This window comes from Ruegeria sp. B11, assembly GCF_056539785.1.
Genome location: NZ_JBQFVO010000001.1, coordinates 1120898 through 1142099, shown reverse-complemented (window position 1 = coordinate 1142099; position 21202 = coordinate 1120898). Strand labels below are relative to the sequence as shown.

19 protein-coding genes and 2 pseudogenes are annotated in these 21202 nt (G+C 56.6%); 15 read left to right on the top strand and 6 right to left on the bottom strand.

Features of this window, described 5'->3' with window-relative positions; genetic code table 11:
• Nucleotides 1-4 precede the first annotated feature (4 nt).
• Together ACR0I1_RS05755 and metC are read right to left on the bottom strand one after the other, a co-directional pair.
• Nucleotides 5-640: a VOC family protein gene (locus tag ACR0I1_RS05755; RefSeq protein WP_480705379.1), complete on the bottom strand. Its 636-nt coding sequence runs from the start codon at nt 638-640 to the stop codon at nt 5-7.
• A 10-nt stretch (nt 641-650) separates the two neighbouring features.
• A complete protein-coding gene (gene metC, locus ACR0I1_RS05750; RefSeq protein WP_480705377.1) occupies nt 651-1826 on the bottom strand; it encodes a cystathionine beta-lyase in 1176 nt (391 codons plus the stop codon).
• A gap of 92 nt (nt 1827-1918) precedes the next feature.
• On the opposite strand from metC, the gene ACR0I1_RS05745 reads away from it, so the two are divergent.
• On the top strand, nt 1919-4252 hold the full coding sequence (locus tag ACR0I1_RS05745) for a molybdopterin-dependent oxidoreductase (RefSeq protein ID WP_480705375.1): 2334 nt from the start codon (nt 1919-1921) through the stop codon (nt 4250-4252).
• Nucleotides 4249-5016, top strand: coding sequence for an IclR family transcriptional regulator (locus tag ACR0I1_RS05740; protein ID WP_170597102.1), 768 nt, complete (start codon nt 4249-4251; stop codon nt 5014-5016). The genes ACR0I1_RS05745 and ACR0I1_RS05740 overlap by 4 nt, the downstream gene beginning before the upstream one ends.
• A gap of 21 nt (nt 5017-5037) precedes the next feature.
• Here ACR0I1_RS05740 and ACR0I1_RS05735 read toward each other — a convergent pair whose 3' ends face one another.
• Nucleotides 5038-5433, bottom strand: a complete 396-nt coding sequence (locus ACR0I1_RS05735; protein ID WP_170597103.1) for a rhodanese-like domain-containing protein — start codon at nt 5431-5433, stop codon at nt 5038-5040.
• A 132-nt stretch (nt 5434-5565) separates the two neighbouring features.
• On the opposite strand from ACR0I1_RS05735, the gene ACR0I1_RS05730 reads away from it, so the two are divergent.
• From ACR0I1_RS05730 to ACR0I1_RS05690, 9 genes and pseudogenes are all read left to right on the top strand, one after another.
• Nucleotides 5566-6840, top strand: coding sequence for an NAD(P)/FAD-dependent oxidoreductase (locus ACR0I1_RS05730; protein WP_170597104.1), 1275 nt, complete (start codon nt 5566-5568; stop codon nt 6838-6840).
• Nucleotides 6841-6846: 6 nt separating this feature from the next.
• Complete coding sequence (locus ACR0I1_RS05725; RefSeq protein WP_480705372.1) at nt 6847-8913, top strand: hydantoinase/oxoprolinase family protein; 2067 nt, start codon at nt 6847-6849, stop codon at nt 8911-8913.
• Nucleotides 8914-8916: 3 nt separating this feature from the next.
• A complete protein-coding gene (locus ACR0I1_RS05720) occupies nt 8917-10563 on the top strand; it encodes a hydantoinase B/oxoprolinase family protein (RefSeq protein ID WP_480705370.1) in 1647 nt (548 codons plus the stop codon).
• A gap of 6 nt (nt 10564-10569) precedes the next feature.
• The gene (locus ACR0I1_RS05715; protein ID WP_170597107.1) at nt 10570-11316 is read left to right on the top strand and encodes an SDR family oxidoreductase; all 747 of its coding nucleotides are present in this window, start codon (nt 10570-10572) and stop codon (nt 11314-11316) included.
• Nucleotides 11313-13214 (top strand): propionyl-CoA synthetase, encoded by a 1902-nt coding sequence (locus tag ACR0I1_RS05710; protein ID WP_170597108.1) that lies wholly within the window; start codon nt 11313-11315, stop codon nt 13212-13214. The genes ACR0I1_RS05715 and ACR0I1_RS05710 overlap by 4 nt, the downstream gene beginning before the upstream one ends.
• On the top strand, nt 13211-13555 hold the full coding sequence (locus tag ACR0I1_RS05705) for a RidA family protein (protein ID WP_170597109.1): 345 nt from the start codon (nt 13211-13213) through the stop codon (nt 13553-13555). The genes ACR0I1_RS05710 and ACR0I1_RS05705 overlap by 4 nt, the downstream gene beginning before the upstream one ends.
• A 14-nt stretch (nt 13556-13569) precedes the next feature.
• Nucleotides 13570-14313 (top strand): amino acid ABC transporter ATP-binding protein, encoded by a 744-nt coding sequence (locus ACR0I1_RS05700; protein ID WP_170597110.1) that lies wholly within the window; start codon nt 13570-13572, stop codon nt 14311-14313.
• Nucleotides 14314-14631: 318 nt separating this feature from the next.
• Nucleotides 14632-14892, top strand: a pseudogene (locus tag ACR0I1_RS05695) (IS6 family transposase); the annotation flags it as partial.
• A gap of 681 nt (nt 14893-15573) precedes the next feature.
• Entirely contained in the window at nt 15574-16281 is a 708-nt protein-coding gene (locus ACR0I1_RS05690) for an IS6 family transposase (RefSeq protein WP_480705367.1), read from the top strand.
• A 270-nt stretch (nt 16282-16551) separates the two neighbouring features.
• Here the strand turns inward: ACR0I1_RS05690 and ACR0I1_RS05685 are convergent, their stop codons facing one another.
• Nucleotides 16552-17241 carry a substrate-binding domain-containing protein gene (locus tag ACR0I1_RS05685; RefSeq protein ID WP_480705754.1) on the bottom strand — a complete coding sequence of 230 codons (690 nt, stop codon included), beginning with the start codon at nt 17239-17241 and terminating at the stop codon, nt 16552-16554.
• A 66-nt stretch (nt 17242-17307) separates the two neighbouring features.
• Nucleotides 17308-17451 (bottom strand): annotated as a pseudogene (locus ACR0I1_RS05680) (LysR family transcriptional regulator); the annotation flags it as partial.
• 6 nt (nt 17452-17457) lie between these two features.
• Here ACR0I1_RS05680 and ACR0I1_RS05675 point away from each other — a divergent pair.
• Complete coding sequence (locus ACR0I1_RS05675) at nt 17458-18195, top strand: class I SAM-dependent methyltransferase (protein WP_480705365.1); 738 nt, start codon at nt 17458-17460, stop codon at nt 18193-18195.
• 66 nt (nt 18196-18261) lie between these two features.
• Entirely contained in the window at nt 18262-18735 is a 474-nt protein-coding gene (locus ACR0I1_RS05670; protein WP_480705363.1) for a GNAT family N-acetyltransferase, read from the top strand.
• On the opposite strand, the gene ACR0I1_RS05665 is transcribed toward ACR0I1_RS05670, so the two are convergent.
• Nucleotides 18702-19709 (bottom strand): AraC family transcriptional regulator, encoded by a 1008-nt coding sequence (locus ACR0I1_RS05665; protein ID WP_480705361.1) that lies wholly within the window; start codon nt 19707-19709, stop codon nt 18702-18704. The genes ACR0I1_RS05670 and ACR0I1_RS05665 overlap by 34 nt on opposite strands.
• A 137-nt stretch (nt 19710-19846) precedes the next feature.
• Between ACR0I1_RS05665 and ACR0I1_RS05660 the strand changes: the two genes are divergently transcribed.
• On the top strand, nt 19847-20674 hold the full coding sequence (locus tag ACR0I1_RS05660; RefSeq protein ID WP_480705359.1) for a Rossmann-fold NAD(P)-binding domain-containing protein: 828 nt from the start codon (nt 19847-19849) through the stop codon (nt 20672-20674).
• Nucleotides 20675-20702: 28 nt separating this feature from the next.
• Complete coding sequence (locus ACR0I1_RS05655; RefSeq protein WP_480705357.1) at nt 20703-21107, top strand: DUF4345 domain-containing protein; 405 nt, start codon at nt 20703-20705, stop codon at nt 21105-21107.
• The last annotated feature ends 95 nt before the right edge of the window (nt 21108-21202 follow it).

Here is a 21202-nt window from a genome sequence, read left to right as displayed (position 1 = left end):
TTGTTTAGTCGAGCGTTACCGTTCCGTTTGGGCTTTCCAGAACAAAGGAAAGCGCGGTGGGGCCTTCGGAAATCTCGGCCAAATGCGAGATTTGAAGTGTTTCAAAAATGTCCTTCAAACGCGCGGCATCCGGCGTCTGTACCTGCACCTTTGCAAGCGTCACGCCCAGGTTCTGCTGCCCCGTTGACGGGTGCGGACCGGGGGACCATTCGATGAATGCCGGAAGCAGGCCGTTCTCCGGCAGATGTCCGTCTTTTGGCACGGTCAGACGCCAGGTCCGGTCACCGCGCTGGAAATGGACAACTTCACCCAGATCAACCGGGCTGGCGGCGATAACAGCATCCAGATCATCGGTGTTCACCACCCAGCACAGCGCCCGTGGGCGCGCATTCAGCCGGTCTTGCGTGGCGGGATCATCCAGAGTGAACCAGCGCACCCGGCCCGGATCCGGGGCATCGGGGTCGATTGCGATCAGTTCAAAGAAGCTCTCGTTCCCCGCCTGCATGACGCAGTTATGCGTGCTCATCGCATCGTGTTTTGAGCCTTGAGGCACTTCGACACCCAGCGCGTCCTTCATGGCCGCAACGCCTTCGGCCAGAGTGTCTGCGCCGATGGCAAAATGGTCGATCTTGTTGAGCATTCTCAAATCCTTACTGATCAAGCAGGGGGAGGGCGTTGACGACGTCTGCTTTCAGATTGTCAAGGTCCTCCAATCCGATATTGAAACGGACAAGCTGGCCGGTTTCCGACCATTCGGTCGCTGTGCGCAAAGGCGTGACCGGCAGGGCGAGGCTTTCATATCCGCCCCAACTGACCCCTATTCCGAAATGGTGCAGCGCGTCGACAAAGCGATGCACGGCGCTTTCGCTCGTGGTGTGGAAGACGACGCCAAACAGCCCCGCGGCGCCAGTAAAATCTCGCGTCCAGTTTTCATGACCGGGGCAAGAGGGCAGCGCTGGGTGCAGAACGGTTTTCACCCGCGGCTGGTCCGCAAACCACTGTGCCATTTCGCGACCGGCTTTATCGAAATACTCCATCCGCAGCTTCAGCGTTCTGAGTCCGCGCAGGGCAAGCAGGATTTCCTGGCCGCCGGTTTTATCCCCGACCTGCATGACTGCCTTGCGAATAATCTTGGCATAAGCGGCGTTGCCGGCGGTGATCCCCAGCATACAGTCCGAGTGGCCCGAGATGTATTTGCTACCCGAGTAGACAACGATATCGACGCCCCATGACAATGGTTGGCTGAAGACGGGCGTCCCCCATGTGTTGTCGAGGATCGTGGGCACATTCGCGGATTTTGCCGCTGCTGCGATGGCCCGGATATCGGGCATCTCGAAAGTACCGGAGCCGGGGCTTTCAAACATAATAGCAGCGGTTCCCGAGCGGATCAGATCGCTGATCGTGCCGCCCATCATCGGGTCGAAATACTCGACCTCGACCCCTTGCTGGGTCAGCAGCCCGTCGCAAAACCCACGCGTGTTGCCATAGACGTTGTCAGCGACCAGAACGTGGCAGCCTGGGCGGGTCAGCGCCATTAGGGTCGTTGTGATGGCGGCCACGCCTGAGGATGTCAGCGTGATCGCCTCGGCGCCTTCAAGCTTTGCCAGCATCTGCTCAAGCTTATAGGTCGCGGCATTGCCATAGCGCCCATAATAGAGTGTACCGCTTTCATAGCGCGCGTCGCGCGCGGCGTCGAATTCAGCAAAGCTGTCAAAAACCATTGTCGAGCCAAGCTCGATCGGCATATTCACATGCCGACCCTCAACACGATCAGGACGCCCATCCTGCACAAGGCAGTCTGCTAGATTAAATGGGATGTCTTGCACTTTTGTGCCCTCTAATGCTGTTCAGCATGATGACAGGTCGCCAAATTTGTGTCAATATTTGGAAAGACAGTTTTTCATACCGGAACAAAGACGTGACCGCAGAGACGACCCGGACCCTGACCGGAAACCATTGGGGTGCTGGTATTTCAGAAACAAAAGGCGGCAAACTGGTCGCGGTTCACCCGCATCCTGACGACCCGAATCCCTCAGACATCAATCTCAATGTTGCTTCAAGCCTGAATGGCCGCGCCCGTGTGCTGCGCCCGGCTGTGCGGCGCGGCTGGCTGACCGGGGAAGGCGTTCGCGGGCGCGACAGTTTTGTCGAAGTCAGCTGGGATGATGCGCTGGACCTGATCGCCGCCGAGCTGACCCGTGTGCGCAAGACCCACGGCAACGAGGCGATCTTCGGCGGCTCCTATGGTTGGTCCAGCGCGGGCCGCTTTCATCATGCCCAGAGCCAGCTCAAGCGTTTCTTGAACGGGCAGGGCGGGTTTGTGCGCTCGGAGGGCAACTACAGCTACAATGCCGCTTTGGTGCTGATGCCGCATATTGTCGGGCCGTTCAGAACACATGTCGCGCAGGCGACCCGTTGGCAGGTGGTCGCGAAACACACAGATCTTGTGGTGATGTTCGGCGGCATGGCTACGCGAAACACGCAGGTCAGTGACGGCGGTGTGGCGCGGCACCGGATGATGGACAACCTGAAGGCCTGTGCCGAAGCGGGTGTGAAGTTCGTGAATTTCAGCCCGTTGAGAACGGACGCCGCAGACGAGATCAACGCAGAGTGGCTGCCGCCCAAACCCGGCACGGATACTACTGTGATGATGGGGCTGGCGCATACGTTGCTGACCGAAGGCTTACATGACCGTGAGTTCCTTGATCGCTACACTGTCGGGTTTGACAAATTTGCGGCTTACCTGTGCGGCGATGACGACGGGATCGTCAAATCAGTAGATTGGGCGGCGTCGATCTCGGGCGTTTCTGCCAAACGCATTGCAACCTTGGCGCGGGAAATGGCTGCCGGGCGAACAATGATAACTTGCGCTGCAGCGCTTCAGCGGGCGGACTACGGTGAACAGCCGTTGTGGATGACGGTCACTCTGGCAGCGATGCTCGGACAAATCGGACTACCCGGTGGCGGATATACCGTCGGCTATGGCGTGAACGCCAATATCGGTAATATCGAACGACCGTTTCGCTGGGGTGCCTTGCCACAGGGTAAGAATCCGATTTCTGATTTCATTCCGGTGGCGATGATTTCAGACATGCTTCTGAACCCGGGTGGCAAATATCAGTACAACGGTGAAAGCCGTGTGTTTCCTGACATTCGGATGGTCTGGTGGGCCGGAGGAAATCCTTTTCACCACCATCAGGATCTGCGGCGCCTTCACAATGCGTTTCAAACCCCTGAAGCAGTGATCGTAAACGAACTGAACTGGACCGCGACGGCGCGGCACGCCGATATCGTTCTACCGGTGGCCGCGCCGCAAGAGCGCACGGATTTCGGTGGGGGCAAATCAGACAACGCATTGGTGCCTATGCCTGCCAGCGCTGAGCCGCGCGAGGAGGCACGGATCGAGTTTGAGCTGTACGCTGAACTCTCCAGGCGAATGGGCAACGCGGATTTGTTCACTGACGGGCTGGATCAAGAGGGCTGGTTACGCCGCATATGGGGTCAGACACAAGAGGCTGCTTTGGCAAGTGGCGAGCGTCTGCCGAATTGGGAAGCTTTTATCACTGGTGATGTCGTAGAACTACGCGACCCGTCCCCAACGCAGGTATTCTTGGCGGAGTTTCGGCAGGATCCGGATGCCAACCCGCTGCCAACACCTAGTGGCCGAATTGAGATATTCTCTGACAGAATTGCAAGTTTTCAGTTGGACGATTGTCGCGGGCATCCGACCTGGTTCGAGCCACGCGATACTGCTGCGGGCACGCAACCGCTGTATCTTCTTTCGGGCCAGCCGGGCACCCGACTGCATTCGCAACTGGATAATGGGGATTATAGTCTCAGCCTGAAGGTGCATGGGCGGGAACCGGTTCTAGTCCATCCGGAAGACGCGGCGGACCGAGGGATCGATGATGGTGATGTCGTTGAGCTGTTCAATGATCGCGGGCGGTGTCTGGCCGGAGCGCGCGTCACGCCGGATATCCTGAAAGGCTGCGTCTTTCTGTGGACGGGTGCCTGGTACGACCCGGACTACAAAGCCCCGCAGCAGCGGGACCGGCACGGCAATCCAAACGCCTTGACCCATGACATGCGCACATCGAGCCTGACGCAGAGCCCTGCGTCGCATTCGGCAATGTTGGACCTACGCCTCTTTGACGGTGAGGTGCCCGAGCTGACGGTTCATGACCAGCCTGCATTTGAAGCTGTTTCGCGTTCTGCTATACAGAACAAGTTGCGAGGAAAGGACGAGCAGTGAACGAAACACCAAAAGCCCCAAAAGTGGATTCCACCCTGTCTAAGGGGCTGGCCATTCTGGAGAATCTCGCAGCTCATCAGGGCAGCAAAGGTGTCACCGAGTTGTCTCGGGAACTGGAATTGACGAAATCAAACACGTTCCGCCTTTTGCAGACGTTAATCACGCTTGGGTATGTCAAGCATCTGGACGACAAAACCTATGCTGCAACCCTTAAAACCTGGCAGGTTGGGCGCAGTTCGGTTGAAAACTTGAACTTGCGGGCGGTCGCCGCGCCCGAGATGGCATATCTTAGCCAGGAGACGGGCGAAGCGATTTACCTCGCGGTGCCAGAGGGTTTGAGCGTCATCTACATTGACAAGGTTGAAAGCCTGAAGCCAATCCGGTCTTGGAACCCGGTTGGCGGCAGCGCACCCATTCATTGTGTTGGTACAGGCAAGGCTATCCTGTCGAGCAATTTCGATCAGCTACGCGACAAGCTGGATGGTCAACTGGCCAGATACACCGATAAAACCCTGACGACGCTGGAGGAAGTCACCGCAGATGTAGAGGAAACGCTCAAGCGGGGGTTTGCCTATGATCGCGGAGAATTCCGAGATCGCATTCTGAGCTTTGGAGCGCCTATACTGCTGCCCGACGGTGAGGCAATCGCAGCGCTTGGAATCTCGCTGCCCGATATCAACATGAGCGACGGTGGCGAAGAACGGTTGGGAATGTTGGTACACCACGCTGCGGAAGGCGTAACCCAGAAACTGCGCCAACTCTGAGGCGCAGCTTCCGATTTAAACTCAATCCTTTTTCTCGACGGGTCCGCCGGATTTCTCCCAAGACCCGAAGCCGTCCTTCAGATGTGCGGCTTCAAAACCCATGTCTTGCAACGTGGCTACGGTAAGAGCCGAGCGCCAGCCTGAAGCGCAATGGAAGACGTATTTCTTGCCCTCCTGCGCAAAAATGTCCTTGTGATATGGGCTGTCGGGGTCGACCCAAAATTCGATCATCCCGCGCGGGGCGTGGAAACTTCCTGGAATGAAGCCGTTACGTTGACGCTCGCGTACATCACGGATGTCTACAACAATAACATTGGGATCGCTGAGCATTTCAATCAGGTCCGCTGTTTCGATTTCCTCAATACGGTCCCGAGAGTCCTGCACCATTTGGGCGGCAGTTATTTTGAGCTTTGCCATGATCATTTGTTCCGCTATATAAAACACATTTTTCGTATATTGACACATTGAGAAGATCGTTGCAACTTGAGTTAACAGGAATCGTCAGTTTGTCTGGCGTTTTCTTCAGTTCAATAAAGAGGGTGCCCGCGCATGAATACAGACAGCCCGATCTCCCTTTGGCATATGTCAGCTGAAGAGCCGGACATTCGGAACCCATTGACAGGCGACGCGGAAACGGACGTCGCCATTGTTGGTGGTGGGTTCACCGGTTTGTCGACCGCGCTTTATTGTGCAGAGCGGGGATTGGGTGCCCACGTGCTTGAAGCCAAGCATATCGGGTTTGGTGGCTCAGGGCGCAATGTGGGTCTGGTCAATGCAGGGGTTTGGCACCCGCCAGCTGCGGTCCGGAAAAAGCTGGGTGACACTTACGGGCCTCGCTTTGTAAAGCGGTTTGGAGAGGGACCCGCGCAAGTCTTTGATCTGGTCGAAAAGCACCAGATCCGCTGCGAGGTTACCAAAACTGGAACCATTCACGCAGCGCATGCACCGTCTGGCTTCGAAGATTTGAAGGCGCGCCATGCGGAATGGGCACGTCTGGGCGAACCAGTCGATTTGCTATCCGAAAAAGAAATGGTGGCGAAAACAGGGACTCGCGTGTTTTTTGGTGGCCTGTTGGACCACCGAGCAGGCACCATAAACCCGATGGGTTACTGCCGGGGTCTTGCGCGTGCCGCAAAGGGCGCGGGCGCCGAAATCAGCACGGGTGTGCGCGCAACCAACCTTCGGCGAGACGGTGGAAAATGGGTTGTCGAAACCGATAGAGGAGCGGTCAAGGCCAAGTACGTTGTGCTGGGTACCAATGCCTACAGCGATACGCTTTGGCCGGGCTTGAATCGCGTGTTCACTATGATCCGCTATTTTCAGCTGGCCACGAAGCCTCTGGCCGCGGATATGTCGCACATCTTACCTGGTCGTCAGGGTATCTGGGACACAGGTCAGATTATGTTCAGCATACGGCGCGATGCACATGACCGCCTTGTGATCGGCTCCATGGGTGCGGTCGTCGGGTCAGTCGGTCGAGGATTGTCGCACCGTTGGGCCAAGAAACAGCTTTCGCGCCTCTATCCAGAACTCGGCCCCGTAGAGTTCGAGGAAGCGTGGCATGGGAAAATAGCCATGACCCCGGATCACCTGCCTCGTATCTATCAGTTGGCGCCCAATCTACTTACTCCGATCGGTTACAACGGGCGTGGCATCACCACCGGGACGATATTTGGCGAATGCATGGCCAAACTGATTTCGGGCATGGACCCCAAGGACCTTCCACTTCCCATGACCGAATTGTCGACCGTGCCATCGGCCCCGATCATGTCCCGCCTTTACCAAACGGCTTTCACGGCCAACCAAGTCCTCAAGAGCCTTTAGAGACCCATGAGCAATTCAAAAATACGCGTCGGCGTTGACATTGGTGGAACCTTTACGGATGTAGCGCTGCAACATCCTAGCGGTTTGTCCACCTGCAAAGTTCTGACCAACTACATTCAGCCCGAACAGGCCATTCTGGACGGGATCGTCAAGGCTGCGGATCAGGCGGGTGTCGCATTGGGTGACATCGGTCAGGTTATCCACGGCACCACTCTAGTGACCAATTCGCTGATCGAACGGCGCGGTGCAAGAACTGCATTTATCACCACCGAAGGGTTCCGAGACGTGGTCGAGATGCGCTCGGAAAACCGGTTTGAGCAATATGACCTGAACCTCAACCTGCCGAAACCTCTGGTGCCGCGTCAGGACCGCTTTACGCTGAACGAACGCATGGGGCCGGACGGAGAGGTGCTGCTGGCGTTGGACCTGTCCGAGGTCAACGCGATGGTCGATAGGATCAAGGCAGGTGGGTTCGAAGCGGTCGCCATCGGCCTGATCCATGCCTATGCCAATGACGCGCACGAGGTGGCCATGGGCGAGGCGCTGCGCAAGGCGATGCCAGACCTGTCGATTTCGTTGTCTTCGGTGATCTCGCCGCAGATGCGGGAACTGCCACGTTTCAACACGGTAATCGCCAATGCCTATGTGCAACCGCAGGTCGCCGACTACTTGGGCCGTCTGGTGGCGCGCTTGCGCGACACCGGAGTGACGGCGCCTGTGTTTATGCTGCATTCTGGCGGCGGTCTGATCTCGGTCGAAACCGCTGCGGAACAGCCTGTGCGCTTGCTGGAATCCGGCCCGGCTGGTGGGGCGATCTTCGCAGCTGATTTTGCGCGGGCACATGGTCTGGACAAAGTACTCAGCTTTGACATGGGCGGAACCACCGCCAAGATTTGCCTGATCGAAGACGGCGCGCCCAAGACAGCCAATACCTTCGAAGTTGCGCGGACCTACCGGTTCAAAAAAGGCTCGGGCATGACCGTGTCGACACCCGTTGTCGAGATGGTCGAAATCGGGGCGGGCGGCGGTTCGATTGCCTCGGTCGATAGCATGGGCCGTTTGCAGGTTGGGCCCCGCTCAGCGGCGTCGGAACCTGGACCAGCCTGTTATGGGCGTGGCGGGACCGAGCCGACAGTGACGGACGCGAACCTGCTTCTGGGCCGTCTGGATCCGGACAATTTTGCCGGGGGTGCTATCCCATTGCACACGGCGGAATCCGAAAAAGCCGCCACCAAACTTAACCTCTCCGCCGGGGATGCCGCCTTTGGGATCACTGAACTGGTGGATGAGAATATGGCCAACGCAGCGCGAGTTCATACGGTCGAGAACGGGCGCGACATCGAGCATTTTACCATGATCGCCTTTGGTGGCGGTGCGCCGCTGCACGCCTGTCGCCAATGCGAAAAGCTTGGGATCAAGGCGCTGATCATCCCTCCGGGTGCGGGTGTAGGCTCGGCCATCGGGTTCCTGAAAGCGCCGTTTAGCTTTGAGGCGACACGCGGGCTGTTCCAGCGACTGGACGATTTCGACGCTGGCGCGGTGAACGCTGCGTTGATCGAGATGGAAGCTGAGGCGCGCGCCTTCGTCGACGAAGGTGCCAAGGGTGCAGAGACCGAAATCCGTCTGACCGCTCAAATGCGCTATTTTGGTCAGGGATGGGAAATTCCCGTGGTGCTGCCGCACAAGCAATTTGAAGACAGTGATGTTTCGCTGATCCTTAAGGCGTTCGAAGACGCCTACCGTACGCTCTTTGGTCGGATCATCGACGGGTTGGCAGTTGAGATCACCAATTGGCTTTTGACAGTCTCCACGGTTTTGCCGGATGCCGAACCTGTTATCAGCCACAACAGTGGGTCGGACGCGGATGTCGCGCGGACGCGCGAGTTCTTCGATGCCGCCCTGCGCAAATCGGTTGAAGCACGCGAGGTTGATCGGCCCAGCATGGCGCCGGGCAAGGCGGTCGAAGGCCCTGCGATCATCGTCGAATCCGAAACGTCGACCGTCGTTACCTCGGGCTATCGCGCGGTTGGGCAGGGCGATGGAAGTTTGCTGTTGCTGGCGAAGGAGGTTTAAGCCATGGGTGCGTCAGATATCGATCATCAGATCATGTGGAACCGCCTGATAGCGGTTGTGGAGGAACAGGCCACAACACTTATCCGTACGGCCTTTTCAACTTCCGTCCGCGAGGCGGGCGACCTGTCGGCGGGTCTGTTCGACCGCGAGGGCCGGATGATCGCGCAGGCTGTGACCGGAACTCCGGGCCACGTGAATGCGATGGCAGAAAGCGTCACGCATTTTACTGCTCAAATCGGGCCACAGAACACGTTCGACGGCGATGTCTTCATCACCAACGATCCTTGGCTGGGCACCGGGCACCTGCATGACATCACCGTTGTCACTCCGGTGTTCCGCAAGGGCGCGCATATTGGGTATTTCGCATGCACCGCGCATGTGGTGGACATTGGCGGGCGCGGATTTGGCCCGGACGGCAATGAGGTTTTCGAAGAGGGTCTACTGATCCCCATCACCAAATTCGCCGAACGTGGTCAGGTTCAACCTCTGCTGATTGAAATGATCCGCGCCAATGTGCGGACCCCGGATCAGACTGTGGGCGATATGTACTCGCTGGCCGCCTGTAACGAGGCTGGTGACCGCCGCCTTCAGGCGATGATGGATGAGTTCGATATTGACGACCTGCAATCCCTGTCGGATTTCGTCATCGAGACAAGCCGTAAGGCGACGCTGGAGGCGATCGCCAAAGTGCCCTCGGGCACCTATCACGAGACGATGCAAGTCGACGGCTATGACGCCCCGGTGCATATGGAGGTGACGCTTAGCGTCGATGGCGATCAACTGCTGGCGGATTTCGCGGGCACATCGGGGATGAGCCGGTTCGGCGTGAACTGCCCCGAGGTCTATACCCGCGCCTATGCCTGTTACGCACTAAAATGTGTAATTGCACCCGAGGTGCCGAACAACACAGGCTCGCTTGAGCCGTTTCAGATCACCGCGCCAGCGGGCTGCATCTTAGCGGCCAAACGTCCCGCGCCAGTTTCGGTGCGCCACGTCATGGGCCATTTGGTGCCGGATGTGGTTCTGGGCGCGTTGCACAAGGCGATGCCCGACACAGTTCCGGCCGAAGGTGCGAGCGCTCTGTGGAACATTCAGATTTCTGCGCGGGCCTCGAACCCCGAAAGCGGCCTGCCAAACCGCGAGGTGCTGATGTTCAACTCGGGCGGCACCGGTGCGCGCCCGGCCTTTGACGGGCTGAGCGCCACGGCCTTCCCCTCCGGCGTATCAACCATGAGCGTCGAGGCGACCGAACATGTCGGGCCAATCACTGTCTGGCGCAAGGACCTGCGCGACGGCTCAGGTGGAGCTGGGGCTTTGCGCGGCGGTCTGGGTCAGACCATCGAGATCGAACCGCGCGAAGGTTATGATTTCTACTTCAACGCCATGTTCGACCGGGTAGTCAACCCAGCGCGCGGGCGGAATGGCGGGCTGGCCGGTGGTGCAGGGGCAGTCGAACTGTCCGATGGGACAAAGCTGCGCTCGAAGGGTCGGCAACTGGTCAAGAACGGCCAGCGGCTGAGACTCAGTCTGCCGGGCGGCGGTGGTTATGGCGCACCCGAGCAAAGGGATCGTGATGCGGTGGCAGGCGACTTGGCCGCCGGGTTCATCACAGCCGAACAGGCAAAGCGAGATTACGGATTTGAAGGGTAAACGCAGATGGCTGACACTCCTATAGCAGTTGTAACCGGGGCCGCGCAGGGCATTGGGCTGGCCTGCGCCGAGGCGCTGAGCGAGGATGGCTACAAGGTCATTCTGGTCGACATTCAGGACAGCGTGCGCGAAGCCGCCGCGACCGTTGGCGGGGTAGGAATGGTCTGCGACATGGGCGATGTGGACGCCATCAGCGCGATGTTCGACACGGTTGAGGCCGAGCATGGCCCGGTCGCGGCGTTGGTGAACAACGCGGGTGTCGCGATGCCGGGGAATTTCCTGGACTATGATCTGGCCGCCTACGACCAGGTGATGGATATCAACCTGCGTGGCGTGTTTGTGGCGATGCAGCGGGTTGCGAACACGATGGTCGAGAAAGGCATCGAAGGTGCGATTGTGAACATGTCGTCGATCAACGCGCAGGTCGCGATCCCTGCGATCCCGGCCTATTGCGCCTCGAAAGGCGGGGTAATGCAGCTGACCAAGGTTGCTGCACTGGCGCTGGCTCCGAAAAACATTCGTGTCAATGCGGTTGGTCCCGGCTCGATTGATACCGAGATGATGGCTGGTGTGAATGCCAACCCCGAAGCCTTCAAGATGGCGATGTCGCGCACGCCGATGGGCCGCGCAGGCACCGCGCGCGAGATCGGCGATGTGGTGGCGTTCCTGTGTTCCAAAAAGGCCAGTTATGTCACTGGTGAAACGATCTATGTCGATGGCGGTCGCCTCGGCCTGAACTATGTGATGTCATGAGCTACACAGACGCATATGCAAGCTGGCAGGCCGACCCCGAGGCGTTTTGGGGAAAGGCCGCCGAGCAGATCGATTGGTTCACGCCAGCCGAAAAGGTCTTTGACCCGGATAAAGGCGTCTACGGGCGCTGGTTTGCAGGGGCGACCTGCAACACCTGCTGGAACTGTGTCGACCGCCATGTCGAGGCCGGGCATGGCGACCGCAAGGCGCTGGTCTATGACAGCCCGGTCACGGATACGGTTCGGACCTTCAGCTTTGCTGAATTGCAGGCCGAAGTCGGCGCGTTGGCCTCGGTCATGCGGGCGCATGGCGTCGGTAAAGGCGACCGCGTTGTCATCTACATGCCGATGGTGCCGCAGGCAGTGTTTGCAATGCTGGCCTGCGCTCGTTTGGGAGCGATCCACTCGGTCGTATTCGGCGGCTTTGCACCCCATGAACTGGCCACCCGCATCAATGATGCCGCACCCAAGATGATTATCTCGGCCTCCTGCGGGATCGAGCCGGGTCGGATCGTGCATTACAAACCATTGTTGGATGCTGCGATTGAGGAAGCCACCACCAAGCCCGCGCACTGTCTGATCCTGCAACGCGACATGGAACTGGCAGAACTCACTCCGGGTCGCGACCTGGACTATGCCGAACTGGTCGGCGCAGCAAAGGCAGCATGGGAAACCACGGAATGTGTGCCGGTCGATGCGACCGATCCGCTGTACATCCTGTACACTTCCGGCACGACCGGCCAGCCTAAAGGCGTTGTGCGCGACAATGGCGGGCACATGGTGGCGCTGAAATGGACGATGCAGCACCACTATGGGATCAAACCCGGTGAGGTGTTCTGGGCAGCATCAGACGTGGGCTGGGTCGTTGGGCACTCCTACATCTGCTACGGGCCGCTGCTACATGGCTGCGCCACCGTGGTCTACGAGGGCAAGCCGGTGGGCACGCCCGACGCAGGCGCCTTCTGGCGAGTCATTCAGGATCATGAGGTTGCAGCGCTGTTTACCGCCCCGACGGCCTTCCGGGCGATCAAGAAAGAGGACCCAAAAGGCCAGTTGATCGGTCAGTATGACTTGTCCAAATTCAGCACACTCTTTCTGGCCGGGGAGCGCTCGGATCCAGCGACGATCCAGTGGGCTGAGCAGAAACTGCAACGTCCGGTGATCGACCATTGGTGGCAAACCGAGACCGGTTGGGCCATGTCGGGTAACCCGGTGGGATTGGGGCAGTTTCCAGTCAAATACGGCTCGCCCGGCAAGCCGATGCCTGGGTACGACATACAGGTTCTGGACGACGAGGGGCATGGGGTCAAACCCGGCACTCTCGGCAACATCGTGTGCAAGCTGCCGCTGCCGCCCTCGGGTTTTCCGACGCTTTGGAACGCGCCGGAACGGTTCCTGACCTCGTATATGAACGAATTCCCCGGCTACTACGCCACGTCGGATGCGGGGATCATTGATGAGGACGGGTATGTCTTCATCATGGCGCGCACGGATGACATCATCAACGTGGCCGGGCACCGCCTGTCGACCGGCGCGATGGAGGAGGTGATTGGGGCGCATCCCGACATCGCGGAATGTGCTGTAGTCGGCGCGGCGGACGCTCTGAAAGGTCAAATGCCGTTGGGTTTCTATGTGACCAATGATGGAGCCGAACGGGATTCGGCAGAGTTGGAAAAAGAGTTGGTCGCGCTGATGCGGGAACAGATCGGGGCAGTCGCATCCTTTAAAACCGCCATTCCGGTCAAGCGGTTGCCGAAAACGCGCTCTGGCAAGGTTTTGCGCGGGACGATGCAGAAGATTGCCGACGGTGTTGAATTCAAGATGCCGGCCGCAATCGACGATCCGGCCATTCTGGATGAGATTTCCGATGCGCTGAAGGGCCGGGGGCTGCTGAAATGATAGAACGTCTCCACACCGGTGGCCGAATGTCGAAGATCGTCAAGCACAATGGCGTCGCCTATTTGTGCGGTCAGGTTGGTGCGGGTGACAACGTCACCGAACAAACGCAGGACTGTCTGTCGCGCGTTGATGCCCTGCTGGCAGAGGCGGGCTCGGACCGCGAACATATCCTGCAGGCTATCGTCTGGCTGCGCGATATGGCGGATTTTGCTGAAATGAACGCCGTCTGGGATGCCTGGGTGCCCGAAGGCCATGCGCCCGCCCGAGCCTGTGGCGAGGCCCGTCTGGCGCGGGATGTATTGAAAGTCGAGATCATCATCACAGCCGCAATAAAAACCTGAAGGGGGGGATTGCCATGTCCGAAACACCAGCCGTCAGACTAAGCAAAGTGGAAAAATACTACGGATCTTTCCACGCCCTCAAGAACATTAATCTGACCGTGACGAAGGGCGAGAAAATCGTCGTCTGCGGACCTTCCGGATCGGGTAAATCGACAATGATCCGGACAATCAACCAACTTGAGGAACATCAGTCCGGTCAGATTGAGATAAATGGCCACGCGATCAGCGCCGAAGATCCGAACATAGACAAGATGCGGCAGGAAGTAGGTATGGTGTTTCAGCACTTTAACCTTTTCCCTCACATGACGATCCTTGATAATTGTACTCTGGCCCCGATGCTGGCCCGCAAAATCTCGCAGGCCGAGGCCGAAAAGACCGCGATGATGTATCTGGAAAAGGTCCAGATCGCTAATCAGGCCCCGAAATATCCCGGCCAGCTGTCCGGCGGCCAACAGCAGCGCGTGGCCATCGCGCGGGCGCTTTGTATGAAGCCCGACATTCTACTGTTTGACGAACCTACTTCGGCTCTGGACCCTGAGATGATCGGCGAGGTTCTGGACGTTATGGTGACGCTGGCCCAGGAAGGGATGACTATGATTTGCGTTACTCATGAAATGGGTTTCGCACGGAAAGTAGCAGATCGGGTTATCTTCATGGATGCTGGTGAAATCATCGAGGAAGACGACCCGGAGAGCTTCTTCAACAACCCCAAGAGCGAGCGCACAAAAAACTTCTTAGAGCAAGTTTTAGTCCATTAGGGAGTAAAAATTCGCTCTTTTGAAAACCCAATCAGCATGTCGCCGAGCTATCGCGCTTTTTGCTGAAACTCTTGGTGTGGCTGTTTCTTTGGAACATGCAAATTCTTCCTAGGTAGAAGGCAATATGCCCAATGAAAATGCTTATCTTCGCTCATACTCAGTTTAGGTTGGCATTCGAAATGCTCGATAGAAATGGCTATGGTCCATTTCTCTATACAAACTGAACGCTTGGTGGAGACTTGTCAGGAGAACTTTTTCTTGGGTCTTGTCAGAAGAACTTTGCTTGAGCGGGGTAGGGGTGTTGCGTAGCTTTTGCCTATGACCAATCCTGCCTCTTTCAAGTACTTTAAAACCAGTCCCGAAATCATCCGCCTTGCGGTGATGTTGTACATCCGTTTCCCGTTCTCGCTTCGGAATGTCGAAGATCTGTTGCAAGAGCGAGGCATCGACGTGAGTCACGAAACTGTCCGGTATTGGTGGAACAGGTTTGGCCCAATGTTTGCTGCTGAGATCAGACGGAAGCGTGTTCAGCAACTGCGCGCGTTCTCCAAATGGAAGTGGCACGTGGACGAGGTTTACTAAATCCGCAACTGAAGTCTGTACCGCCTCCGCTGACCCGGCCTCCGGCTGCGCCAGCAAACGTTCGAAAATTCCGGAGGTATTGTCAGAAGAACTTGGGTTGAGCGGGGCAGGGGTGTTATGTCACTCTCCGTCGACTGCGAAGAGGAAAACGCTCATCTTTTCAAGTTCTTAATTCGATGCGAAGTTTCGGAAGCTGATTGTGCGAGACGCAACAATGCCCGGACCGTGTACTCTACCAATCCGGAAAACGTGTCGTGAAATAGCTGGGGGTCTGACTGTAAACAGCCGTTTCAGCGTGGATCTTAAGACAATGCCCACTGTTGTTTTCGCGGGGCTTCCGTTCTTTGGAGAGTAGCCAATCGCTTGCCGCGTTTCGGTGATATCCCAGCGCATCCCCGGGTTATCTGACATTAGGTTCAGGGCTGCGAAGGAAATGTCCTTGGCATCTATTGCGGCGCGCATTCCGCCTAAAAAGTCCCGATCGCTCAGCCACATTTCCTGACCCCATCGGCCCATCGCCATATGCGTGCCGGGCTGATTGTCATGAGTCCATTGCGTCCATCCGATGCGCAGGCAGATGACCGACAGTCCGTGATGCTCGGCGAAATAGGCTCCTGTCCGGGTCTTGTCAGAAGAACTTTGCTTGAGCGGGGCAGGGGGGGTGCGTAGCTTTTGTCCATGACCAGACCTGCTTCTTTCAAATACTTCAAAACCAGCCCTGAGATCATCCGCCTTACAGTGATGCTGTACATCCGTTTCCCGCTCTCGCTTCGGAATGTCGAAGATCTGTTGCACGAACGCGGGATCGACGTTAGCCACGAAACCGTCCGATATTGGTGGAACAGGTTTGGCCCAATGTTTGCTGCTGAGATCCGAAGAAGGCGTGTTCAGAAATTGAGAGCATACTCCAAATGGAAGTGGCACGTGGACGAGGTTTTCGTGAAGGTGAATGGCAAACGCCACTACCTCTGGCGGGCCGTCGATCATGAGGGCGAAGTGCTGGAAGCAAACGTTACCAAACGTCGAAACAAGCAAGCAGCATTGAAATTCCTCAGGAAATCGATGAAGCGGCACGGTAAAGCTGAAGAAGTAGTCACCGATCGCTTCGCGTCGTATCGAGCTGCTCTTAGAGAGCTCGGCGCTACCGAAAAACAGCAGACGGGCAGGTGGCTCAATAACCGTGTCGAGAATTCGCACCTTCCTTTCCGACGGCGTGAACGCGCCATGCAACGTTTCAGGCGCATGCGAAGTTTGCAGAAATTCGCCTCCGTCCATTCCTCTGTCTACAACCACTTCAACCAGGAAAGATCGCTGACCAGCCGAGACACCTTCAAGCTGACCCCTGCCGCCGCTCTTAGCGAGTGGCGTCAACTTGGTGCTGGATAAAGGACAGCGTCACTGGCCTAATAGAGACTGGTTCGAATTCGTCTGACAGCACCGCCAAGGCAACTATCGACCCGAAAGACCAAGAAGGGAAGATCGCATGCGGTTATGACGTAACGCGAAAGCGCTTTCAAGCGACCTGGGATTGGATATCAAATCTTCGACCTCGAACGTCTGCGATGAAGCGCAAAGCTGCCGTTTGGGCCAACTGCTGCGATGGTCCGCTCCGAGCCAGAAGCAGACTCCAGTTCACGACACCAGACCAACTCACGTTCAATAATTTATCCGCGAGCCGAGATGGTCTGCAAGCTGATCAAAAACCAACCTGATCCTTCGCGCTGTTTGTAACTCAGAATGTGTGGCCAACCAGATAGGAAATTTGAATGGCTCACGTTCGGGTAGAACTCGCTCCACGCCGGGTGTAAGGGCCGCCACATCGTCTGACATAACACTAATGCCGAAGCCTTGGCGCACAAGCTCCCATGACACTATCCCGCTCTGCGATCCAATGCGGAAATTCTTGCGGGTTACTTCGATGCCAGCCGGATTGAGAAATCCAATCATCGTGTCAATGTCGCCAAAACCGACGAAATCCAACTTGGCAAGTTCGTCTTCATTTCTTGGTCGTCCAACGTGTTCGAGGTACGAAGGGGCAGCGTAAAAATGTGCCGTCGCTTCTGCCACCAGCTTTGCAATCAGGTCCGGCTGTGTAGGGCGTACATGCCGAATGGCGATATCTGCCTCGCGCCGCTGTATGTCTCGTATGTCATTTGCTGCCACCACGTCGATATCAAGCCGCGGTGCCGCGAGCCTGATTTGCTTAAGAATGGGCGGCAGCTGATAAGCTGACATCACGTCAGAGGCAGTGATCCTGACTTGCCCTTCAATGGCTTGCGACTGGCTTGTCGCGGTCAGAGAAATCCTGTTCGCAACAATTGCCATTTCACTGACATGTACCAACATCTCAGCACCAGCGGTTGTCAGATTAAGCGACTTGCCAACCCTTTCAAACAAGATGACGCCGAGCGCCTGTTCCAGCGCGGCGACTTGCCGACCGACGGTTGGTTGGGTCTGCCCAAGCACGCGCGCTGCCGCGGAAAACGAACCTTCTTCTGCCGTTGCAAGAAAGGACCGAGCCTGGTTCCAATCGAAATTGATAGCGTTCCAATTCATGCATTAATGCATAACAGTTCTGCAATATCTGGCAATTCCATAAAATCGCGTTTTAATTTACTGGCTGCTGTGAAAAGTTTGAAAGAGAGATCAAAGATGGCTGCATTGTCCAAAGATGCCGAGTTCTGGAGCAAGATTTCGCGCAAATATGCGGCTGATCCTATCCGGAACATGGAAGGGTATCTGAACACGCTCGAACGTTCAAAGTCCTACCTGCAAGCCGAAGACAGTGTATTGGAAATCGGGTGTGGAACGGGGTCAACCGCGTTGCTACTGGCACCGCATGTGGCGCAAGTCACTGCCTCCGATCTCGCACCGGGGATGATCGAAATCGCAAACGAGAAACTCGCTGAAGAAGAGTTGGAGAATGTCACGTTCAAAGTGGCCGAGGTTCTACAGCACGATCCTGACGACGGTTCTTACGACGCTGTCCTCGCACATAATCTACTGCACCTTGTACCCGATATGGGCCATGCACTCGAACACATTGCGACCCTTACAAAACCCGGTGGGGTATTCATTTCCAAGACCGTCTGCGCTCCAGAGAGTGGAAGGTTCAAATATGGCATAATCAGCCGAATAGCGATCCCGATTATGCAGGTGCTCGGGAAAGCTCCGTTCGTAAATTTTGTATCCGTAGCTCAACTCCAGCACGCTGTTGAACGTGCGGGCTTCGATATCGTTGAGACAGCGGATCAAGCCGGGTTGTTGCCGAGCCGGTACATTGTCGCGAGAAAGCTGTGAAACAGTATTCGCGCCAGAATTACTTTGCATGCGAGGGACATCTCGGGCCATCAAATGAGTACAATGATGAACGATGGGATTTCATTTGCGCGCCTTTCGGAAATCGACCCGAATGACATTTCGGTTCATATGTCCGACCCCCGGGTAGCAGAGCATATGCCGCTTTTGACGTTCAAATGGAATGTTGAGGTCGCAAGAGAATTTATCGCCAAAAAGGAAGGCTACTGGGCGCGGGACGGTCTTGGACATTGGGCGTTTTTGTCAGGCGGTCGGTATGTTGGATGGGGGGGCTTTCAAAAAGAAGGTGGCGAGTGGGATTTTGGGTTGGTTTTGCGGCCCGACGCCTTTGGACTTGGGAAACGGATTTCCAAAATGGCAATCGACTTTGCGATCGCTGACAAACGTATCCCCTTTGTCACGTTTCTGCTGCCACCAAGTAGAAAAAACCTGGGTGCACTCCGGAAACTCGGTGCCAAACACATCGGCGAGATCGAATACGAAGATGCTCAGTTTCTCAAGTTTCGGCTGGATACGGAGTGAACTCTGTTCTTCCTGATTTTTCCCGGTGGTGCGCCAAATACCCGTTTGAAGGCTTTGTTGAACGCAGGCTCAGACAGGTATCCGATGTCAACGGCAATCTGCGAGATAGGCTGATCGGTGGACACCAACCTTTCGCGCGCCAGATGCATACGCCACGTTGCAAGATACTGGATTGCCGGAACGCCTACCAACTCAGTAAACCGCGCCGCGAACGCGGATCTGGACATCCCAGCAACCTCCGCGAGAGACTCGACTGTCCAAGCCGCAGCAGGCGTACGGTGAATGGCGACTATCGTGCGCCCGATCTGCGGGTCTCGCGCCGCTTTCAGCCAGCCGCGGTTTGCGTCTGGTGCGCTGTTCAGCCAACGACGAATGGCCTCAATGACAACCACATCGGCCAGTCGCGTGATCACGGTTTCGCCGCCCGGTCTCAATACCCGTGCCTCTTTTGCGATGAATTGCAAAGTTGCTTGTAGCCAGCTTCCGGCATCCTCTTCCCACGGGTCGATTTTGAGCACATCCGGAAGCAAGTGCATCAACATACCACTGGCGGCGTGATCGATCCTGACGAGGCCGTACATGATGCCCGTCTCCGCGCCGCTGCCGCCGTATTCCAGTGTTTCATAAAGCTCGGTCACCTTGCGTATCGGCAGCTCTTCCAGAGTTAAAAGCGGGGTGTCTTCCGAGCTGAAGAAACCGACCGGTGCGCCGCTGGTCATCAGCACCAAATCGCCTTTTTCGACCTCGAACGGGTCATCGTAACCGACCTTCATGAAACACCGCCCGTGTGTGATAACCGCAAAGCTCAGTACGCCGGGAAAACCTGGGATGGATACGCCCCATGGCGCTGTCATGCGAGACTGGCAATAGAATGTACCTGTCAATTTCAGCAAATGGAGGATTTCCCCCAGCGGATCGCCGATCGGCTGTGCCAGTGCATCTGGGTCAGGGACATGCGGTTCAACCTTGTTCATGTGGGGACCTTGGCTGAAATTTAGCTCTTCGTCTATTTACTTTGGACGATCGAATAAGAATTTCAGATTCTGAAGAATAGAACATCTCTATTTATTACCTAATTTCGGGCCATCAAGTGAACTCATGGAGATGACCAATGATACAGCAGCCCATTCTTGTACTTGGCGCAACAGGCAAAACCGGATCGCGGATCGCGACACGTCTGGAAGAAAAAGGGCAGGCAGTCCGGCGCGCATCGCGGAACAGTGAAACGCCATTTGACTGGGACCAACCACAGAGCTGGCCCGCAATCCTAGAAGGCGTCTCGTCTGCTTATATTTCTTACTTTCCTGACATCGCTTTTCCAGGCGCGGTTGAGCAGGTCGAAGCGTTCACAGCATTGGCTCGTGAAAAGGGACTACGGCGTCTTGTGCTGCTAACCGGGCGTGGTGAGTTTCATGCGGAACGAGCGGAAGCAGTCGTACGCAATTCCGGAGTTCCGTTCACTATCGTTCGTGCTGCATGGTTTGCGCAAAACTTCTCTGAAGGGGCATTGCTTGGTCCGGTCATGGCAGGTGTCTTGCCGATGCCCGCCGGCGATGTACGCGAACCAATCATCGACGTGAACGACATCGCCGATGTTGCCGTAGCTGCTTTGACAGAAGAAGGACACGATGGCGAACTGTACGAGGTCACGGGACCACGTCTCATGACGTTTGCCGACATGGCCGCAGAGATTTCGCGCGCCATGGGCAGCACTGTGCAATACCTGCCAATTTCATTCGAAGACTTCCACGCGGAAATCGCGCATGCGAATGGCGAGATGATTGCTGATGTGATTACGGACATCGCGCGTGAAACGCTGGACGGGCGCAATGCGAACCTCGCGGACGGGGTCCAGCGTGCGCTTGGACGCGCGCCACGCGACTTCGCCGACTTCGCAAACAAAGCTGAATTGTCTGGCGCGTGGACCAAAGCCGCATAAGCCAGGCCAAGGGATATTGGAGACAAACATGAAACTTGAAATTAGAGGCAGACTTATCTTGGGCATGTCCGGATTAACTGCATTCGCCATAGGTCTGGCCATCACTCTGGACCCACAGTCTTTCTACGCCAACTACGGCATCGTACTCTCGCCGCAGCCAAACCTGATGAGTGAGTTGCGTGCACCTGCTGCCAACCTCTCGGTACTTGGCCTGATCATTTTGTGCGGAGCATTTTACCAAAAGTTGGTCCAGGCCTCAGCCTTGCTTGGGGCTACGGTTTTCTCAGCTTTCGCCGTGGGCAGAACAATCAGTTTCCTCCTCGATGGTTGGCCATCCGATAACATTCTTGCCGCATTTGCGATAGAGGTTTTGCTTGCGGTGTTGTGTTTGTGGGTTGTCGGTGGAAATGCGAAATCTGCAGCGCCAGCCTAAGACGGCTTTGTCCGCAAAGCAGACATTGAGTGAAACTCACTGAACGTCAACATCGAGCCCACAGCAGAAAGGCTTGAAGGGTAGCGCGCCAACGG